The following is a 19,901-nucleotide window of genomic DNA, read 5'->3' as shown; positions in this document are numbered from 1 at the left end:
GCTGTTCTAATGAGAAATCACGGGCGGTTGAGGTGGTCTAGCTTGGTAAGACACGCCCGCATGGAATCACCCTTTCTGCTCTGAGGGCAATCAGGGGAGCACGACTTTTCGCGTGTTGCATGAATTCGTTTTCAGCGTTCGCTGCTAGAGAGTGCTGTTCACAATTTCAAAACAATCCTTAAGGGCAGCGACACCAGATGCGCTCGCCTACACAGCTCAAAACCGCTGTGCAAAACTTTTTGGATAACCCTGTGGATATGTCCGTCAGTGGTTATGACCCAAGGTCTTTGTAAGGAGTAACGAGAGATGCAACCGGAGCAAGTACCCCTGAAACTGCCAACTTGGCTGCCACAAAGCGTGGCGCGCTATGTGGCGCACACGGAACACGGCCTGTCGATCCGGGAATTGGCGCGACGAGATGGGTGCCACGCCTCTACGGTCAGTCGACAAATTCACAAGCTGGAAGCGATGCGCGATGATCCCCTTGTGGATGCGGCGTTGAAGACGTTCCGGCAGAAATCGCGAGCAAAGGGGACGGGCGCGCCTTTGTTGGAAGGTGCCGAGGATCTGCCAGATGAAACCATGGTGCAGGAAGAAGGGCAGCGTGTGTTGCGGCGCCTTGTAGAGACGGGTGCGGTTTTGGCGGTGGCGAGTGACATGGATACGGCAGTTGTGATGCGCGACGAGACCACGCGCACCGCGAGTCTGACGCGGCAGGTGGCGCAGGCGATGGCGCTTAAGGGCTGGATTACTTGTGTGCAAGCCGGCCGGGTGAGCCGCTATGTGATTTCGGCGCAAGGGCGCGGTCATCTGAGCAAGATGGTGGCGGCGGCGGAAAACCAGGCACAGGAACGCGCGCAGGGATTTGCAGAAATGCAGACGGTGTTTGGCAGAGCCTCTTCGGAAGCGAGCAAGGGCCATCTGACGGCGCATGGTTTGTCGCCGCAGGGGCGGTTTATGGCCTCTGAAAGTCCGTTGTCCATTTTGGCGCGCCGGAAGGATCGCGACGGACAGAGGTTTCTGTCAGAAGATCTCGTGCATGCGGGTAGCGTTTGCGTGAGGACTACGAGCTGGCGCAGATGGGGGCGGACCAAGGCGCGTGGCAGCGCTATCTAAAGGCGCCGCATCAGGAAGCTTATGTCGGCGCTTCCGCGGAAATGGGCGGAGCGGCGCCTGCACGGGCACGGGTTGTGGCCGCGTTGGAGGCTTTGGGCGAAGGGCTGACCGACGTGGCGCTGCGCTGTTGTTGCCAGCTTGAAGGGCTGGAAGCGGCGGAGAAGCATCTGGGTTGGTCGGCGCGGTCCGGCAAAGTGGTGCTGCGGATTGCCTTGATGCATCTGCGGGATCACTACCAAGGCGAGGCTGGCTGTGCCGGGGATTACATCGGGTAAACGAAAAAGGCCCGCCAATTGGCGGGCCCCTCCGAATGTCATCTGGCCTGATTTAGGCTGCGGATTCGGCTTTGGCGGTTTCCAGATACTTCAGCAGGTTCTCTGGGGAGCTTTCGCCATATGGGTCTTCGCCAAGGTTGTCTTCCAGACCGGGCTCTTCAAACCATGCTTCAACAACACCGTCGTTGATGATGGCGGCGTAACGCCAGGAGCGCAGGCCGAAGCCGAGATTGTCTTTGCGCACCAGCATGCCCACTTTGCGGGTGAACTCGCCGGAACCGTCAGGGATGACGTCGACGTTTTTCACGTCCTGCGCTTGGGCCCATTTGTTCATCACAAAGCTGTCGTTTACGGACATGCAGTAGATGCCGTCGATGCCGTTTTCCTGGAACTTAGCGAAGTTTTCTTCGAACCCTGGCAGCTGGTAGGTGGAGCAGGTTGGGGTGAAGGCGCCTGGCAGCGAGAACAGGATCACGCGCTTACCTTTGAAGTAATCGTCGCTGGTCATGTCCTGCCAGCGGAATGGGTTCGGGCCGCCCACCGCTTCGTCACGCACGCGGGTTTTGAAGACAACATTGGGGACTTTGACGCCAACTTGCATTGAAGATTTCCTCGGTCAGATTTTGTTCAGGCGTGATCTATAACGATTCTAAAAACCTGTGCAATGCTGCAAAAGCGAAACATCTTTTGAGGGTGCGGGAAACTGCTGATTTGTCCGGATTTTGACCAGAAATGCATAGCTGCCTTGCATTTCTGGTAGTGGCGGGCGGGATCACTTATGTTAAAGAGCGCAGACACAAGTTGGCCGGAGGACCATCAGTTGCGTGATTTGAAGATGCCAGAGCAGCGCCACCCAGAGAAGGCGCACCGCAAGGACAATGCTCAGCCCAAGAAGCCCAAGTGGATTCGTGTGAAGGCCCCAACCGGGGATGGCTACAACGCCACGCGGAAAATCATGCGTGAAAACAAGCTGACCACGGTGTGTGAGGAAGCGGCTTGCCCAAACGCAGGTGAGTGCTGGAGCCAGGGCCACGCCACCATGATGATCATGGGCGAAATATGTACCCGCGGGTGTACGTTCTGTAACATTGCCACCGGTAAACCTGACGGTTTGGATGCGTTTGAGCCCGGCCGTGTGGCCATGGCGGTGCAAAAGCTTGGTCTGAACCACGTTGTGATCACCTCGGTGGACCGCGACGATCTGGAAGATGGCGGTGCGGAGCATTTTGCGCAGACCATTCGTGCGGTGCGCCACCGGTCCCCCAAAACCACCATCGAGATTCTGACCCCGGACTTCCTAAAGTGTAAGCCTGAGGTTCTGGAAGTGGTTGTTGAGGCGCGTCCAGATGTGTTCAACCATAACCTCGAGACTGTGCCTGGTCTCTATCCTAAAGTTCGCCCTGGGGCGCGCTACTTCCACAGCTTGCGGCTTTTGCAGCGGGTCAAAGAGCTAGATGCGTCTATCTTCACTAAATCCGGTATCATGGTTGGTCTGGGAGAGGACAAACAATCCGTGCATCAGGTGATGGACGACATGCGCGCTGCGGACGTGGATTTCCTGACCATCGGTCAGTATTTGCAACCAACCCCAAAACACCATGGTGTCGATCGGTTTGTGACGCCTGAAGAATTTGGAAGCTACGAGAAAGCGGCTTTTGGCAAAGGATTCCTGATGGTGTCCGCAACGCCGTTGACACGATCCTCTTATCACGCTGGGGATGACTTTGCCCGTTTGCGCGATGCGCGTGAAGCGCTGCTGGCGAAGGGCTAAGGCCAGACAGTTGGCATGGGGGCGCAGCCCCCGGACCCCCAGGTATTTGGGGAAAGAGAAAGCAGGCGCCGCGGGTTGAGCGGCGCCTTTTTCTTATTGCGGTAAGTGGATGTTGAAGCGGTCGCGCAGGGCCTGGTCCAGATCGGGAGAAAAGCGTGCCGCCGAGGTCTGTAACAAAATCTCTGCCTTCCGGGCTTTGGCTTTCTCTACAAGATCCGGTTTGTCGATTTCGGCCCATTCCTTGGGGGAAGTGCGGTCGCCAAATGTCGGATAGACATGATCTTTTTGCATGCGGCTGAGTGTGGCGTCAGTGCCAAGGTAATGGCCAGGCCCGTCCAGACAGACGTTGCGAATTTGATCGAGCGCCAGCGTTTCGTCGTCCACTTCAATGCCGCGCACGCAGCGCAGGGCTTGGCCAATCAGGTCGTCGCCAAGGATCAGGCTTTCGTGGCAGAAGCCCAGTAGAGAGGCGTGCATGCCGGCGGCTTCGTAGACCATGTTGAGGCCGGACAGACCAGCCATGACATTGGAACACATCTGCTCCCATCCGGCCTGCATGTCCGGCAGTTTGGAGTCGCTGGCGCCTGCAGCGGCGCCGCCGGGCAGACCGTAGAACTTGTGCATCTGGGCGCAGCCTGCCGACAGCAGCGCCTGTTCACCTGAGCCCACACTCATAGCGCCGGTGCGCAGGTCGAGGCCAAAAGGCCAGGTGCCAAAGATGGCGGGGTGGCCAGGGGCAATGGCGTTCACGTAGACAATGCCGGCGAGACATTCGGCGGTGGCCTGCACAATCGCTCCAGCAATGGTCGACGGGGCGGTTGCGCCAGCCATGCCCGCGGAGAGAAGCAGAACCGGCATGCCGCCTCGGATACACTGCTCCATGGCCTCACAGCTTTCGGTGGCAAATTTCATCGGCGGGACAACAAAGCAATTGGTGTTGCTCACAAAAGGGCGCGCGCGCCAAGCGTCTTCGCCACCGGCGATCATGTAGAGCATTTCCAAGCCGTCTTGCACGTAGCCCGGATCAGAGAAGGAGACGCCGATGTGCTTCGTTGTGCCAGCGCAGCAGGCGTAGATGGTGTTGAGGTCCATTTCCCGGTTGTCGGTGATGTCGCGCGCCACCATGGGCCGTTGCAGGAAGTGGATGTTGTCCAGTTGGTCGGCGATGCGTGCGGCGTCGTGCAGGTCCTGCAGCGTGCTGTCGCGGTACTCCTGCGTATCCACGTCTACCATGTGCACAGCAGCTCCAGCGGTGCCGAAGTGGACACGGTTGCCGGAGAGTTTCAGGTCATGTTTGGCGTCACGTCCGGGCAGGGTGACGTCTTTGTTGGCCTTGGCCAGCATGTCCTCAACAAGAGCACGGGGAAAGCGCAGGCGGCCGTCGTCGCCCAAGATCGCGCCTGCAGCGGTCATGATGTCGATGCCGGATTGCGGCGCGTCCGCGAGGCCAATTTGTTCCAGAGCATCCAGCGCGGTTTCGTGGATGCGCATCATGTCATGGTCGCTGAGTGGTTTGTATTGGCCACCTTCCATACCGGCGCGGATGGGGCGCACGTCTTGAGACAGCGGTGCGGCGCGGGCGGCACGACGGGCGGAGCGACCGCCGGAGCGGCGGGAAACAGGGGCATTCATAGAGATAGGGTCCTTTGCGTGTTGATGAGAAATGAGATCACATCAACAGGCAGGGCGCCCCCGTGCGGCGCGTCCGCGCTCTGCGCCGATGGTGAGCACCACCAGCTGGATTTTGCTGCGTATGGCTTGCATGTCGCGCTCCTTGTTCTTGGAGTGTGCGACTCAGTTTTGGCGGCGTCATGTCCAATTGCGACAGATGTCGTTTTTGGATCATGACGCCATCTGAAGGGTCAGGTGGATTGCTTTGCTAGTTTTTCTGCATGATCCACAAGGGTTTGTAGAGCTTCTTTGAAGCGGTCATCAGCCACGGTCATTGCCACGCGAATGTGGCCATAGGCCGATTGACCAAAGCTCTCGCCCGGCATGGTGGCGATATGGTGCGTGTCCAGCAGTGAGTTGGCAAAGGCCTCGCCAGATAGTCCGGTCGCGCGGACGTCGAGCATGATATACATCGCGCCCTGAGCCGGAACGAGGCCGACAGTGATTTGATTGGCTAGGATGTCTTTGGCAATTTCCCGGCGGCGCTGGAAGGGAGCGGCGATTTCTTCTTCCAGACCTTCGCCTTGAGCCAGTGCAGACACGGCGGCGTCCTGAATGAAGCCGGGCACGCCGTAGGTGGTGTGGGTGGCGAGGTTGATCAGGTGGGCGATGACCTCCTTTGGACCTGCGATCCAACCAATGCGAGAACCGGTCATGGCGTGGGACTTGGACATGGAGCCCACCACAAGCGTGCGTTCAGCCATGCCAGGGAGCGTACGGGGGCTGATGTGCTCGCCCTCCCAGACTTGGGTGTCGTAAACTTCGTCGGAGATCAGCCAGAGGTCATGATCCTTGCAGACTTGTGCGATGCCATTGAGCGTGTCGCGGCCATAGACCGTGCCGGAGGGGTTGTTTGGCGTGTTGACTAGGAGCGAGGCAGCGCCTTTGGCGGCTTCTTCGGCAATTTCCTCGGGGCGCGGTTTGAACGCGTTGGAGGCATGGGTCTGGATGGGGACCGGCTCCGCGCCAACGCTGCGGATGGTGCCAGGGTAGGTGGCATAATAGGGGTCGATGTAGAGTGCGCGGTCACCCGGTGAGCATGTCGCGACATGGGCGGCAAACAGCGCAGACTGACCACCGGGCGTAATCAGGATGTTTTCATATGTGGTGGGCACACCGGTGCGCTCGGTCAGGCGGGCGGCAACGGCTTCGCGCATTTCTTGCGTGCCAGGCACCATGGCGTAGCCGGTGTGGCCACCGCGGGCGGATTGGTCCATGGCGCCGAGGATCACCGGATCGGTGCGGATGTCGTGTTCGCCGATGGTCAGCTCGGTCACGTCGACGCCTTCGGCGATCATGCGACGGGCTTTGTAGAAGACATCCCAGCCGTCAGAGCCGCCGCCAGTGATGTTGGTGATGCGCTGCGAAAGTTTCATGTCCCGCACTCCCTAAAAGTAATTTGCGCTCAGGTGGCAGGGAGTGGAAGAACAAGTCAAATTCAATGTTGTGATGCCCCACATTTCCGTTGCGGCGCTTTGTGTGAGGGATTGAACCCCTCTAAGTTCCAGCGCGTCAGTTAGGTGTCGTTTCCCAGATCAGACGGGCTGTCACCCATCAGGTAACGCGGGCCGGTGCCGCGTGTGCGGGCGCGATCGTCGGGGTTGTAGAGTTTACAGTTGGACAGGCTGAGGCAGCCACAGCCAATGCAGCCGTCGAGTTGGTCGCGCAGTTTGGTCATTTGCGCAATGCGCGCATCAAGGTCTTTGCGGAAGCGTTCGGAGATTGCTTGCCAGTCGGCTTTGGTGGGCGTGCGGTTGGAGGGGAGGCTGTTCAGAGCCTCGCGAATTTCCGCGATCGAAAATCCCAAGGATTGCGAAATCATCACGAATGACAGGCGGCGGATGTCGGCACGTTCATAACGGCGTTGACCAGTGTCGGTGCGATGCGGGTGCACGATGCCTTCTTCTTCATAATATCGGATGGCGGAAGGCGCGAGGCCGGTGCGTTCCGAGATGAAACCGATGGTCAAACCCGTAGGTCGCAATCGTAGTTTTGGCTTTTGTTTCATTAGGTGTCTGTTTTCAAAAGAAAAGAAGTTCTTGTGGTGAAGTTAACTTGAGGAATTAGCCTAAGTCCATCAAGAAATTCAAAAGAAGGACCTAGAGCAATGAAACTGGAACATGTGAACCTGACTGTGCGCGATCCTAAGGCGACGGCGGCGATGCTGTGTGAGCTGTTTGATTGGCGGGTCCGCTGGGAGGGCGACTCGATTTATGGCGGGCACACCGTGCATGTGGGGGACACCGAGAGTTACCTGGCGCTTTATGCGCCGCCCAAAGACATCCAGAATGCAGAGGAAAGCTACTATCGCGCGGGTGGTCTGAACCATATCGGTATCGTTGTTGCAGACCTTGATATGGTTGAGGCGCGTGTGAAGGCGGCGGGATTTGTTCCTGGCAGTCATGCGGACTACGAACCAGGTAAGCGGTTCTATTTCGAGGGACCTGACGATGTTGAGTATGAGGTGATCAGTTATGCCTGATGTACGCAACGTTGGGCCCGTGGGCCTTTTGATTTGGTGTGGCGCCCTTTTGGGCGTCGGATTCCCGCTCAGCAAAGTCTCGGCAGAAGCAGGGGTGTCGCCGATGGTTTGGGCTTTGCTTGTGTCTATGGGCGCCAGCCTGAGCCTGTTTCCGGTATTGGCCATCCAGGGGCACTTAAAGTTGCCGCGGGGAAAGTTGCTGCGCTATGTGGTGATCTCCGGCCTTGTCAGCTTTGCTGGCATTAACTTGCTGATATTTGGCTTGGTGCCAAAGCTTGGTGCAGGGCAGGTGGGCATGATGTTCGCGTTGTCGCCGGTGGCGACACTGGCACTGTCCGCAGTGTTTGGCTTAAAAACACCGTCTCGGTTGGGCTTGGCCGGAATTGGATTTGGTCTTGTTGGAGCCTTGATGGTTGCATTTGGCCGTGGAAGCCTCGACGGCACGCTCTTGTGGTCGTTTGTAGGTTTGACGATCCCGCTTATTTTGGCAGCAGGCAATGTGTATCGGACATTGGATTGGCCTGACGGTGCTCACCCCATGGCGCTGGCTTTTTGGAGCCACGGCGTAGCAATCATAGCATTGGTGCTGGTGATGGGCGCTCGCGGAGAAAGTGTGGCCTTACATTCGGTTGCAGATGTTCCTTGGGCCGCAAGCATGCAAGTTGTTGCTGCCGCTCTGACTTTCCCGGCGTATTTCAAGCTGCAGAAAATCGGTGGCCCCGTGCTTCTGAGCCAGATTGGCTATGTGGCTGCGGCTGTTGGGTTGGTGGTTGGCGTGCTGTTCTTAGGTGAGCGATATGGGTCAATAAGTTGGGCGGGAGCCGCTATCACTGCGATAGGCGTTTCACTGACTATTTTGGCGCAGTCCGGTCGGAGCTTTAAATTGCCGCAACACTTGCCATTGGGGCGGATGACGCGGGCGCGACTGTGGTCTGGCAACTGCGAAAGTGAGGCCCGTGTGCCGAAACAAGCAACCTTACTCGCTGCGCGGCGGCAGGCTGTTCTGAAGCTTCTTCGTTAGGCCTGAACGTACAATATCGTAGGACACTCCCAGACGGTGGCGCAGTTCTTCTGCGTCGCCGTCGAGCGGTATGTGGATCCAGCTGCGATGAAAATAGGGGGCTTTGACGCCCACACCGGCGTCAATCAGCATCTGTGCGGTTTCAATGCTGTCGGTTTTCACGGACACACCGGTTTTTGCGGCGCCGATGCAGGCAAACATTTTGCCACCCACTTTCCAGGCGTCATGTTCACCACCCCATGGGTCGGACAGTTCTGCCCCTGGAAAGGTGGCACAAATGGTGTTGATGGTTTCGCGGCTCATGTCGGCAGAGTGCGCCACAGGGGCGAATTGGTCAATTCAGAGATGTCGGGCTTGACCGCCGTTCGCGCCGCGCATAGGGTCGCCGCCATGAACACTGTACGCACCATTATTATTTGCTGCTGCATTACCTGCTGACATCGTCAGGCGGGCCGTTCTTCTATTTCAAACATGTTTGAGAATTGGTAAGCCCGCCACGGACCAACCGTGTGCCGAGGAGCCACTTATGACTGAGATCAAGCTGCACAACACGCTGAAACGCCGCAAAGAGGTGTTTGAGCCGATCGATCCTGAAAATGTGCGGATGTATGTCTGTGGGCCGACGGTGTATGACCGCGCGCATATTGGCAATGCGCGGCCTGTGGTGGTGTTTGACGTGCTCTATCGCCTGCTGCGCGAAGTCTATGGTGCCGATCAGGTGACCTATGTGCGCAACTTCACGGATGTGGATGACAAGATCAACGCACGGGCGGCGGAAAGCGGGCGTGCGATTGGGGACATCACTGCGGAAACCACGCAGTGGTATCTCGATGACATGGGCGCGTTAGGGGCGATGGAGCCAAACCATATGCCGCGCGCCACACAGTACATCGGCGAGATGATCACCATGATCGAGAAGCTGATTGCCGATGGCTTTGCCTATGCCCATGACGGCCACGTGTTGTTCCGGGTGCGCAAGTATGACGACTACGGCAAGCTCTCTGGCCGGTCTGTGGATGACATGATCGCTGGCGCGCGGGTTGAAGTGGCGAGCTACAAAGAAGACCCGATGGATTTTGTGCTGTGGAAGCCATCCGATGGCAACTTTCCGGGTTGGGACAGCCCTTGGGGACGGGGTCGTCCGGGCTGGCATATTGAATGCTCGGCGATGTCTTACGAACTGTTGGGCGCGCATTTTGACATCCACGGCGGCGGCAACGATTTGATGTTCCCGCACCACGAAAATGAGATTGCCCAGAGCTGCTGCGCCAACGGTGGGCAGCATATGGCGAACTACTGGCTGCACAACGAGATGTTGCAGGTGGAAGGCAAGAAGATGTCCAAGTCTTTGGGTAATTTCTTCACTGTGCGCGACCTGCTGGATGGGCACGATGGGCATCCGGGTGTGCCGGGCGAAGTGATCCGTTTTGTGTTCCTGAGCACGCATTACGGCAAGCCGATGGACTGGACCGCGAAGAAGGCGGCGGAGTCCGAGGCGACGTTGCGCAAGTGGCGGACGTTGACAGCGGGCGTCGAGCCCGCAGCCACCGTGCCTGCACAGGTGTTGGATTGTGTGGCAGATGACCTGAACACAGCTGGCGCGATTGCCGCACTGCACGGTTTTGCCAGTGCAGGGGATGCGGCGGCGCTTTTGGCTGGGGCGCAGTTGCTGGGTCTGTTGACGGAGGAATTGGCGGACTGGGTGCATGCCGGGGATGTCGATCTGGGCGCGCTGGCCGATAAGCTGGCCGCATTGCGGGCAAATGCGATGGAAAGCAAAGATTTTGCGCCGGTGGATGCGCTGAAGTCGGCCTTGGTCGACGCCGGTGTCGAAGTTCGTATGAGCAAAGCGGGGGTGGATCTGTCTCCAGCCGCAGGATTTGACGAGAGTAAGCTGGCAGGACTGCTGGACTAAGACAAGCAGGCGTGCGCAGGTGAGCGCGCGCCTTTTTCGTGTGGGCGCTCCGGCCTGCATTTGAGACACGCAGGAAGGCCAAGCTATGCGCAAGGAACGCCTCTATCTCTATGACACCACGCTGCGCGATGGGCAGCAGACTCAGGGTGTGCAGTTTTCCACCGGTGAAAAGGCGCAGATTGCGGCGACCTTGGACGCGATGGGCATCGACTACATTGAAGGCGGCTGGCCGGGTGCGAACCCAACCGACAGCGCGTTTTTTGAGACCAAGCCAAAGCTCCACGCCACGTTCACGGCCTTTGGCATGACCAAACGTGCAGACATGTCCGCGGAAAACGATGATGTCTTGGCGGCCGTCATGAATGCGGGCACGGAGGCTGTGTGTCTGGTGGGCAAGACCCATGATTTTCACGTCACCACGGCGCTTGGCATCACACTGGAAGAGAACACCGACAATATCGCGAAGTCTGTGGCCTATATGGTGGCGCAGGGACGCGAGGCGTTGTTTGATGCGGAACACTTCTTTGACGGATACAAGGCCAACCCGGCCTATGCGCTGGAGGCGGTGAAAGCGGCCTACACGGCGGGCGCGCGGTGGGTTGTGTTGTGTGACACCAATGGCGGGGCGTTGCCTCGTGAGGTCTATGAGATCACCAAAGCGGTGATTGCGGCGGGCATTCCGGGGGACCATCTGGGCATTCACACGCACAATGACACGGAACATGCGGTGGCCAACTCTCTGGCAGCGGTTGATGCCGGTGCTCGGCAGATACAGGGCACTTTGAACGGCCTTGGTGAGCGGTGCGGCAATGCCAATCTGACAACGCTGATCCCGACGCTTTTGTTGAAAGAACCCTATGCCAGTACGCTGGATATTGGCGTGAGCCTTGAGGCGCTGGAAGGGCTGACCCGGGCCAGCCGGATGTTGGATGACATATTGAACCGCGTGCCGATGCGACAGGCGGCCTATGTCGGAGCCAGTGCCTTTGCTCATAAGGCGGGGTTGCACGCTAGCGCGATCCTAAAAGACCCCAGCACCTATGAGCATGTGGACCCGTCTGTTGTGGGTAACGAACGGGTCATTCCGATGTCCAACCAAGCGGGCCAGAGCAACCTGCGCAAGCGCTTGGCGGATGCGGGGCTGGAGGTCCAGAAGGACAATTCTGCGCTCGGAGATATTTTGAACCGTATCAAAGAGGCTGAGGACAAAGGCTATTCCTATGACAGTGCGCAAGCGAGTTTCGAACTCTTAGCGCGGGATTCCCTGGGGCTTGGCGAGCGGTTTTTTGATGTTGAACGTTATCGGGTGATTTCTGAGCGTCGCCGCAATGCGCGGGGGCATTTGGTGGTCGAGAGCGAAGCGGTGGTCACCGTGCAGCTACCCAATGGCGATAAGACCACTAGCTATTTCAAAAACGATCATGCGGATGAAATGAGCGATGAAGGACCGGTGAACGCTTTGTGGCAGGCTTTGAAGTCCGACCTTGGGCCGTATCAAAGCGTGATTGATGACGTGCGGCTTGTGGACTTCAAGGTGCGGATCACAAATGGCGGTACCGAGGCTGTCACGCGGGTTATCATAGATTTTGAGGATGACAGCGGGCGGCATTGGTCCACAGTTGGCGTGTCAGCCAACATAGTGGACGCCAGTTTTGAGGCATTGCTGGATGCGCTGAACTGGAAGCTTGTGCACGATGGCGCGCGGGTGGTCCATTAGGTGATGGCAGGTGGAGAACCAATGTCTGAGGACATGACGTGAGTCAGCAAGACCTGAATGCCTGTGCCGAACTGGTGCAACGAAGTGATCCGGACCGTTTTGCTGCCGTGTTGGCGGCGAAACCTGCGGCGCGGGACGTGCTGCTGCCGATCTATGCGTTTAACGTCGAAGTTGCGCGGGCGCCCTGGGTGACGCAAGAGACCATGATTGCCGAGATGCGCCTGCAATGGTGGCGCGATGCGCTGGAGGAAATCCGCGAAGGCAAGCCGGTGCGGCGGCATGAGGTTGTGTCGCCTTTGGCGGAGGTCTTGAGCGTTGAGGATGCATCTGTTTTGGATCGGCTGATCGAAGCAAGACGGTGGGATATTTATAAAGATCCGTTTGAAGATCTGGCGCATCAAACAAAATACTTGCAGGACACAGGTGGCGGATTGCTTTTGGCTGCTGCGCGCAGTTTAGGGCCTTGTGAGGAAAATGTCGCTCTGGATGCTGGTTACGCCTTGGCCCTGGCCAATTGGTTGGTGGCGATCCCGGCACTGGAAGGACAGCAGCGTGTGCCTTTGGTGGATGGCCGCTCCGAAACAGTGCGCATGTTGGCCAAAGATGGCTTGGCGCGGTTGTCCTCAGCACGCGGTAGACGCGAGTCCGTTTCCAAGGAAGCCGGTCAGGCCTTCTTAAGTTGCTGGCAGGTCGAAACAGTGCTGTCCCAGGCGGAAGCAGAGCCAGAGCGTGTCGCACAAGGCGCCCTTGGCATGAGCGAGTTTGGCAAACGCGTTGGTTTGCTGTGGCAGGGCATGAGCGGGCGCTGGTAAACGCCCGCCGGATTGTTTAGGCGGTTTTTTCGTCAGCAGGGCGGAACATCAGCCAGATCAGCGCACCACCGGCCAGCATCAGGAAAGGTGCCATGGCCAGGTTCACGCTGGTCCAGCCGGTCACGGCGTCGCCGCCAGAGCAGTTCATCAGACCGCCAGAGGCCAGAGAGGCCACCGTCACACCACCAAACACGATCACGTCGTTCATACCCTGCATACGGCCGCGTTCCTCGACGGTGTGGGCTCCGGCGAGCATGGTGGTCGCGCCGATAAAACCGAAGTTCCAGCCAAGCCCCAACAGGATAAGAGCGATGTAGAAGTTCTCTAGATTGACACCCTGAAGCGCGACGCCTCCGGCGGCGGCAAGAATTAGAATACCTGTGGCCAGGATCTTTTCGACGCCAAATTTTGCGATCAAATGGCCGGTGAAGAACGATGGTACAAACATTGCCAAAACGTGCGCCGTCACAATGTCTGCAGCGTCATCTTGCTCAAACCCACAGCCGACTACAGCAAGTGGGGTGGAGGTCATAACCAAGTTCATCAAAGCATAGGCCACCATGCCGCAAATCACCGACACAGCAATGCGTGGGGTGGTGATCAATTCCCAGCGGCTGCGCCCTTTGGGTGCGTCTGCTGAGGGGGCAGGGGGTTTGGGAATGTCCACAAAGAAAAACAACAGAGAGCCGACCAAGTTGATGCCTATGACAGCCACATAGGCGCCGAGGAAAGGCACAACCATGGCATCCGCAGTGACTTTCACAATTTGGGGGCCAATGATGGCGGACAGTAGTCCCCCAGCCATCACGTAGGAAATGGCTTTGGGGCGGAAGGAGTCCGAGGCGGTATCCGCGGCGGCGAAACGGAAAAACCCCTGGGCAGACATGTAGATGCCGGTGAGGAACGATCCTGCCAGGAAAATCGGGAAGCTATTTAGATAGAGACCATATGCGCCAATCGCGCCACCTAAAGCTCCACCCATAGCGCCAATCACAAAACCGGTGCGACGGCCATACTTCTGCATGATTGATGAGAGCGGCGTTGCCGAGAACATCGAGCCCAAAACAATCACAGAAATTGGTAGGGTGGCAAAGCAAACGTTGGAGGCCAAAGACTGTCCCGCAAGCCCACCAATTGTGAAGATCAGTGGCATCTGGGAGCCGAGGAAGGCCTGTGCCAGAACCAGAATAAACACATTGCGCTTTGCACGGCTGTCGTCGGTCGGGAGGGTCGCTGTATCACTCATGCGCCAAGCGTTAGCTTGTTAAATAGGTAAGGTCCAGAGGTTGCACTTCACCAAGGCGCGATTAAGGTGCCCCACAATCGGGGAGGCACGTGTGAACGTAGGGCGGATCATCAAGACAGAGGACTGTGTGGCGGAGGGAGCGGCATGGCTTGCGGCGCAGGATGTTCGGTTTGCGCGGGCGCTGGAGTTGACAGGCCCCTTGCCGTTGCGGCTGCGTCCGGATGGTTTTGACCAGTTGCTGAGTGCTATTGTTAGCCAGCAGGTGAGTGTGGCTTCAGCTGCGGCGATTTGGAAGCGGATGCAAGACGCAGGGCTGGTGTCGCCAGAAGCCATTATGGCCGCATCAGAGGATGATTTGCGCGGGGCAGGGCTCAGCCGCCAAAAGATGCGCTATGCGCGGGCCTTGGCAGAAGAAGGCATTGATTTTGAGGCGCTGCGATTTGCGCCCAACGACGAGATTTTCAAGACCCTGACCAAGGTCAGCGGCATCGGGATTTGGACGGCAGAGATCTACGCGATGTTTTCTCTCGGCCGCGCGGATGTGTTTGCGCCGGGCGATCTGGCGTTGCAGGAAAGTGCGCGGATGCTGTTTGATCTGGAGGAACGTCCAAAGGAGCGCGCGTTGCGCCAAATGGCGGAAGGCTGGTCGCCCTGGCGATCGGTGGCGGCGCGGCTGTTGTGGGCCTACTATCGGGTTGATAAAGGTCGTGAAGGTATTGGTTGAGGCTCCTCTACGGTTGGAGTGAGTGTATCGGGATGTGCCCGAGACAGGAGATTTCTAAATGATAGCCCCATTTGCCGCTGCGCTGCGGGACCCGCTGTTGCGCGTCGCGTTTCTTTGCATTTTGCTGTTCGGTCCTGCGGGGGCCTCGATTGGGCCTTTTCAATCCGTTATCGGTATCGAACGCCTCGAATTGAGCAATGAGGTGTACGCTGTGGTGGTCACGGTTGGCGCGTTGTTCAGTGTGATCGCGTCGTTGATTGTGGGCATTCTACTGGACCGGACCCAAAACTACCGCAACACGCTTTTGTTATGTGTTGTTGTTGGTATTTGCGCCGGCATCCTTATGGGCGCATGGCCGGGCGTGGCGAGTTTTCTTGCCGTTCACCTACTTTTGTTTCCGCTCGCGTCGACCACGTTCACGCAATATTTCACGCTAGCGGCGGTGGCGACGGAGCGAAATCCGTTGCTGGATAAAGATATTGGGTTGTCGCTGATCCGAGCGGCTTTTGCTGGGACCTTTGCGGTTAGTCCACCTTTGTGGGGCATCGCCTTGGCGCGCGGCGTTGATCTTTTGTCGGTGTATTGGGTGATTGCCTTGATCAACGGGATCATTTTTGTGGTGATCCTCGTGATGTGGCCTTCTGACTCTGAGCCTGAGGTAAAGGAAGGGTCCGGTCTCACGTTTTTTGAGGCGTTGAAAGAACTGGCGGCGAAACACCTTCTTTTACGGCTTGGGCTAATCTCCACGGTTTCGTCTGCTGTCGGATTGTTTGGCATCCTGCTGGGGCTGTTGGTGGTGACAACCCTTGGCGGGCAAGAATCCGACATTGGGTGGTTTGCAGGAGGCGTTGCCGCAGTGGAACTGCCGGTGATGCTTGTGAGCGCGCTCTTGCTGAAACGTTTTGCAAGATTGCAAGTGATCCTGGCCGGAACAGTGATTTACGCCTTTAGTATTGCGATGTTGGCAGTGATGCCTTCGATGCAAGCTGCCTGGTGGTTGATTGTGCCATTTGGGATTGGCGCGGGTATTATTTTGTCCGTGCCGGTTGGCTATACCCAGAGCCTGCTGGAACACCGACCTGGGGCGGGAAGCGCGTTGATTTCGATGTCCCATTTTGGCGGCATGATGATTGCGTCAGCAATCTTTGCGGTGTTCTCGGAGGTCTTTGGATATTCGGGGGTTGCCTTAGCTGGGGCTGGATTTTCGTTGGCTGCTGCGGTTTTGCTCTATGTCATCGACGGACCGAAATCTAAAGCACAACTGACCGCCTAACTGCGAAACCGCGGACTTCTAAAAAGAAAAAGGGCGCTCCGAAGAGCGCCCTTTGGTGTTTGATCCGACCCGGAATTAGCAGCTGTAGTACATGCCAAATTCGACTGGGTGTGGGGTGTGCTCGTAGTGCTCAACTTCACCCATTTTCAGCTCAATGTAGCCTTCGATCTGGTCTTTGGTGAACACGTCGCCAGCCAGCAGGAAGTCGTGATCCGCTTCCAGGCTTTCCAGAGCTTCGCGCAGGGAGCCACATACGGTTGGGATGCCAGCCAGTTCTTCAGCAGGCAGATCGTAGAGGTTCTTGTCCATGGCTTCGCCTGGATCGATCTTGTTTTTGATGCCGTCAAGGCCAGCCATCAGCAGGGCTGCGAAGCAGAGGTATGGGTTCGCGGATGGATCCGGGAAGCGGGCCTCAACGCGCTTGGCTTTTGGGCTTTCGGTCCATGGGATACGGACACAGCCGGAGCGGTTGCGTGCGGAGTAGGCGCGCAGAACTGGTGCTTCAAAACCCGGGATCAGACGCTTGTAGGAGTTGGTCGATGGGTTGGTGAAGGCGTTCAGGGTCTTCGCGTGCTTCAGGATGCCGCCGATGAAGTACAGCGCTTCGTCGGACAGATCGGCATATTTGTCGCCCGCAAACAGTGGCTTACCGTCTTTCCAGATGGACATGTTCACGTGCATGCCGGTGCCGTTGTCGCCGTAGATCGGCTTTGGCATGAAGGTGGCGGATTTGCCGTAAGACGCGGCCACGTTGTGGATCACGTATTTGTATTTCTGCAGCTCGTCGGCCTGTTTGGTGAGCGTGTCAAAGATCAAGCCCAGTTCGTGCTGACAGGACGCCACTTCGTGGTGGTGCTTGTCGGTTTTCATGCCCAGACGCTTCATGGTGGAGAGCATCTCGGAACGCAGGTCGTGGCTGTCGTCGGTTGGGTTTACAGGGAAGTAGCCGCCTTTGATGCCAGGACGGTGGCCCATGTTGCCCATTTCGTATTCTGTGTCGGTGTTCCAGGAACCGTCAATCGCATCAACTTCGTAGGATACTTTGTTGATTTTGTTCTCGAAACGAACGTCGTCAAACAGGAAAAATTCCGCTTCTGGACCCATGTAGGCCGCATCGCCGATGCCGGAGGACTTCAGGTAAGCTTCTGCTTTTTCGGCAGTGCCGCGTGGGTCACGCTCATAGGCTTCGCCGGTGTCTGGCTCAACGATGGAGCAGTGGATGCAGATGGTTTTCTCAGCATAGAACGGATCAACGTAGGCAGACGTGGTGTCCGGGATCAGTTTCATGTCGGAGTTTTCGATGGATTTCCAGCCTTCGATGGAGGACCCGTCAAACATAAAGCCTTCTTCGAGGAAGTCTTCGTCTACGAGATCCACGTCCACGGTCACGTGCTGCAACTTGCCGCGTGTGTCGGTGAAACGGATGTCGACATAGGCCGCATCTTCGTCTTTGATCAGCTGGAGAACTGCGTCTGCGCTCATTCCCTTAGTCCTTCTGATTGCTTTGAATTCTGGTTAAATTTACAGCGCGTCCGGGCCGGATTCACCGGTACGGATGCGGATGGCTTGCTCCACAGGGGAGACAAAGATCTTGCCGTCGCCGATCTTGTCGGTTTTGGCAGCGCCCACGATGGCCTCGATTGCGCCGTCAACCTGATCGGCCTCAAGCACAACTTCGATTTTCACTTTGGGCAGGAAGTCCACAACGTATTCCGCACCGCGATACAGCTCCGTGTGGCCTTTCTGACGGCCGAAACCTTTGACTTCGACAACGCTCAGACCCTGGATGCCAAAATCCTGCAGGGCTTCTTTGACTTCATCAAGTTTGAACGGCTTGATGATGGCTTCGATCTTTTTCATGTGGAGGCTCCTCCTCAGGTGCGTTCTTGAAATTCGACAGACCACTTTCATTGCGGGGTCACAATTGGATAGGGTGACGCAGGGCTCTCTGGATGGGCGGATTTCAGGGGTGTGCTTAAAAATTAGGCAATGTGGCGCGAGAATGCGCTGAATTGAATCGCAGGATGTTTCTCAAATGAGCGAATTGTTAACCGCTGCCCAAATGCGCGCCATCGAGCAGGCCGCAATTGAGTCGGGTGATGTGACTGGTCTGGAGTTGATGGAGCGCGCCGGGCAGGGTGTGGTGGAGGCGATTTTTGAGGAATGGCCGGAGCTTGGTGCTCGGGATAATGAGGCTGGGGGCCAGCCCCCAGACCCCCGGGATACTTCTGTCAAGACGAAGTGTGCGGTGGTGCTGTGCGGGCCGGGCAACAATGGCGGCGACGGGTTTGTGGTGGCGCGGCTGTTGCATGAACTGGGGTGGACAGTTGAGGTGCTTCTCTATGGAGATGCCGAGAAGCTGCCGCCGGATGCGCGGGTGAACTATCAGCGGTGGTGTGCGTTGGGGGACGTTGATCCGCTCACTGAAAAGAACCTACGGAAAGGTGGCTTCGCTGACATTTATGTCGATGCCTTGTTTGGGACTGGGTTAAAGCGAGGATTGGAAGGTGAGATTTTTAGCGTCGTAAGACATCTTTCGGGCGTGGGTGGAGATCACTACCAGGACCGAATGATTAGCATTGATGCGCCGTCTGGTCTTTGTTTGGATAGTGGACACGTGTTGCAGCAAGAGCCTATTGCGGTTTGGCCAGACGAGTTGCTGCGGAACCTTCCCAAAGAAGTGAAAGATCGAATGGCGCCCATTGGCGGCCCACGGGCTTTGCATGATCGATTTGCCGCGTTGACCGTGTGCTTTGATAGCCCAAAACCGGGACATTTTTTGGCGCAGGGACCGGACCTTTGTGGCCAGGTTGTTGTCAAAGATATCGGGATTTCTAAACAGCGATGCCAGTACAATGGTGATCCTTATGATGACGCGTTTGCCTTTGGACCGAAATCACCGAGTCCTGTGATGAGGCCTGTATTTCTGAGGCTTGTTGAGCAGCAAAGCCGCTCAGAGGATCCGCGCCCCTTTGGAAGATTGGCGTTGCATCATTTGCAAAAAAATCGAGGTAACCACAAATTCTCCCACGGCCACGCCCTTATACTCTCCGGCGGTTCCGGCAAAACTGGCGCGGCTCGGTTGGCGGCGCGGGGGGCTTTGCGCATTGGGGCGGGGCTTGTCACGCTGGGCGTGCCGCCCAATGCACAACAAGAGGTGGCTTGTCAGATCACCGCCTTGATGCTGCAGCGAGTGGGGGATGCTCAGGCATTTGCGGACGTCTTGCAGGATGAACGCCTAAACGCGCTGTGTTTGGGGCCGGGCTTGGGACTGGAGCGGGCGCGAGAGTTGGTACCGGTGGCGCTTTCCTCTAAACGTGCTGCGGTGCTGGATGCGGATGCGTTGAGCGCTTATGCAGGTGACCCGACAGAACTTTTTGATCTTTTGCATGAAAACGTTGTGTTGACGCCGCATGGCGGCGAGTTTGCGCGGCTGTTTCCAGACATTGCGGCCAAGCTGGCGGAACCACCGACCAAAGGCCCTGCCTACTCTAAGGTGGACGCCACGCGGGAAGCTGCCGCGCGGGCAGGGTGCGTCGTTCTGTTCAAGGGGCCGGATACTGTGATTGCCTCGCCAAATGGGTTCTGTGCGGTGAATGCGGCGGTCTATGAGCGCGCTGCGCCCTGGTTGGCGACGGCGGGATCAGGAGATGTTTTGGCAGGGTTCATCACCGGGCTTCTGGCGCGTGGGTTGGCGCCACAACAGGCCGCGGAGGCAGCGGCGTGCTTGCATGTGGAGTGCGCGCGGGCGTTTGGGCCGGGGTTGATCGCGGAGGATTTGCCAGAGATGCTGCCGCAGGTATTGCGCTCTTTGGACAACGCGCGGCGGTAATATGCGGCGGCTTGCTGGTCTTTGCTTCAAATTTGACGTAGCCTGA

17 protein-coding genes and 1 pseudogene are annotated in these 19,901 nt (G+C 57.5%); 10 read left to right on the top strand and 8 right to left on the bottom strand.

Annotated elements, in window-relative coordinates; all coding sequences use genetic code 11:
• Positions 1-306: 306 nt before the first annotated feature.
• Positions 307-1,391: pseudogene (locus tag SIB38_RS15625) on the top strand (DUF6456 domain-containing protein).
• 52 nt (positions 1,392-1,443) lie between these two features.
• Here the strand turns inward: SIB38_RS15625 and SIB38_RS15620 are convergent.
• Complete coding sequence (locus SIB38_RS15620) at positions 1,444-1,992, bottom strand: peroxiredoxin (RefSeq protein ID WP_294114510.1); 549 nt, start codon at positions 1,990-1,992, stop codon at positions 1,444-1,446.
• 219 nt (positions 1,993-2,211) lie between these two features.
• Between SIB38_RS15620 and lipA the strand changes: the two genes are divergently transcribed.
• Positions 2,212-3,162 (top strand): lipoyl synthase, encoded by a 951-nt coding sequence (gene lipA / locus SIB38_RS15615; RefSeq protein WP_294114512.1) that lies wholly within the window; start codon positions 2,212-2,214, stop codon positions 3,160-3,162.
• Between the two features lie 93 nt (positions 3,163-3,255).
• Here the strand turns inward: lipA and SIB38_RS15610 are convergent, their stop codons facing one another.
• The 3 genes from SIB38_RS15610 to soxR all read right to left on the bottom strand — a co-directional run bounded on the left by SIB38_RS15610 (position 3,256) and on the right by soxR (position 6,841).
• Entirely contained in the window at positions 3,256-4,794 is a 1,539-nt protein-coding gene (locus tag SIB38_RS15610) for a trimethylamine methyltransferase family protein (RefSeq protein WP_294114514.1), read from the bottom strand.
• 230 nt (positions 4,795-5,024) lie between these two features.
• Positions 5,025-6,209 (bottom strand): pyridoxal phosphate-dependent aminotransferase, encoded by a 1,185-nt coding sequence (locus SIB38_RS15605; RefSeq protein WP_294114515.1) that lies wholly within the window; start codon positions 6,207-6,209, stop codon positions 5,025-5,027.
• A 140-nt stretch (positions 6,210-6,349) separates the two neighbouring features.
• Positions 6,350-6,841, bottom strand: a complete 492-nt coding sequence (soxR, locus tag SIB38_RS15600; RefSeq protein WP_412550571.1) for a redox-sensitive transcriptional activator SoxR — start codon at positions 6,839-6,841, stop codon at positions 6,350-6,352.
• 99 nt (positions 6,842-6,940) lie between these two features.
• Here soxR and SIB38_RS15595 point away from each other — a divergent pair, with 99 nt between their 5' ends.
• Positions 6,941-7,315 (top strand): VOC family protein, encoded by a 375-nt coding sequence (locus SIB38_RS15595; RefSeq protein WP_294114519.1) that lies wholly within the window; start codon positions 6,941-6,943, stop codon positions 7,313-7,315.
• Positions 7,308-8,336, top strand: coding sequence for a DMT family transporter (locus SIB38_RS15590; protein ID WP_412550570.1), 1,029 nt, complete (start codon positions 7,308-7,310; stop codon positions 8,334-8,336). The genes SIB38_RS15595 and SIB38_RS15590 overlap by 8 nt, the downstream gene beginning before the upstream one ends.
• Here SIB38_RS15590 and SIB38_RS15585 read toward each other — a convergent pair.
• Complete coding sequence (locus tag SIB38_RS15585; protein ID WP_412550569.1) at positions 8,292-8,639, bottom strand: MmcQ/YjbR family DNA-binding protein; 348 nt, start codon at positions 8,637-8,639, stop codon at positions 8,292-8,294. The two genes, SIB38_RS15590 and SIB38_RS15585, sit on opposite strands and share 45 nt — an antisense overlap.
• 223 nt (positions 8,640-8,862) lie before the next feature.
• Between SIB38_RS15585 and cysS the strand changes: the two genes are divergently transcribed.
• From cysS to SIB38_RS15570, 3 genes are all read left to right on the top strand, one after another.
• Positions 8,863-10,251, top strand: a complete 1,389-nt coding sequence (cysS, locus tag SIB38_RS15580; protein WP_294114523.1) for a cysteine--tRNA ligase — start codon at positions 8,863-8,865, stop codon at positions 10,249-10,251.
• Between the two features lie 85 nt (positions 10,252-10,336).
• Positions 10,337-11,968: a citramalate synthase gene (gene cimA, locus SIB38_RS15575; protein ID WP_412550568.1), complete on the top strand. Its 1,632-nt coding sequence runs from the start codon at positions 10,337-10,339 to the stop codon at positions 11,966-11,968.
• A gap of 38 nt (positions 11,969-12,006) precedes the next feature.
• Positions 12,007-12,780, top strand: coding sequence for a squalene/phytoene synthase family protein (locus SIB38_RS15570; RefSeq protein WP_294114525.1), 774 nt, complete (start codon positions 12,007-12,009; stop codon positions 12,778-12,780).
• 16 nt (positions 12,781-12,796) lie between these two features.
• On the opposite strand, the gene SIB38_RS15565 is transcribed toward SIB38_RS15570, so the two are convergent.
• A complete protein-coding gene (locus SIB38_RS15565; RefSeq protein ID WP_412550567.1) occupies positions 12,797-14,026 on the bottom strand; it encodes an MFS transporter in 1,230 nt (409 codons plus the stop codon).
• Between the two features lie 91 nt (positions 14,027-14,117).
• On the opposite strand from SIB38_RS15565, the gene SIB38_RS15560 reads away from it, so the two are divergent.
• Positions 14,118-14,750, top strand: coding sequence for a DNA-3-methyladenine glycosylase family protein (locus SIB38_RS15560; protein ID WP_412550566.1), 633 nt, complete (start codon positions 14,118-14,120; stop codon positions 14,748-14,750).
• Between the two features lie 58 nt (positions 14,751-14,808).
• Complete coding sequence (locus tag SIB38_RS15555) at positions 14,809-16,023, top strand: MFS transporter (protein WP_412550565.1); 1,215 nt, start codon at positions 14,809-14,811, stop codon at positions 16,021-16,023.
• Positions 16,024-16,098: 75 nt separating this feature from the next.
• Here SIB38_RS15555 and glnA read toward each other — a convergent pair whose 3' ends face one another.
• Together glnA and SIB38_RS15545 are read right to left on the bottom strand one after the other, a co-directional pair.
• The gene (gene glnA / locus SIB38_RS15550; RefSeq protein WP_294114531.1) at positions 16,099-17,505 is read right to left on the bottom strand and encodes a type I glutamate--ammonia ligase; all 1,407 of its coding nucleotides are present in this window, start codon (positions 17,503-17,505) and stop codon (positions 16,099-16,101) included.
• A gap of 39 nt (positions 17,506-17,544) precedes the next feature.
• On the bottom strand, positions 17,545-17,883 hold the full coding sequence (locus tag SIB38_RS15545; protein ID WP_164642114.1) for a P-II family nitrogen regulator: 339 nt from the start codon (positions 17,881-17,883) through the stop codon (positions 17,545-17,547).
• A gap of 175 nt (positions 17,884-18,058) precedes the next feature.
• Here SIB38_RS15545 and SIB38_RS15540 point away from each other — a divergent pair, with 175 nt between their 5' ends.
• Positions 18,059-19,855, top strand: coding sequence for an NAD(P)H-hydrate dehydratase (locus SIB38_RS15540; protein ID WP_294114536.1), 1,797 nt, complete (start codon positions 18,059-18,061; stop codon positions 19,853-19,855).
• The last annotated feature ends 46 nt before the right edge of the window (positions 19,856-19,901 follow it).

It is taken from the genome of Shimia sp. MIT910701 (assembly GCF_047126315.1).
Classification (GTDB): Bacteria; Pseudomonadota; Alphaproteobacteria; order Rhodobacterales; family Rhodobacteraceae; genus Shimia.
Note: the sequence above shows the minus strand (reverse complement) of the source record. Positions and strands in the feature narration are given on the sequence as shown.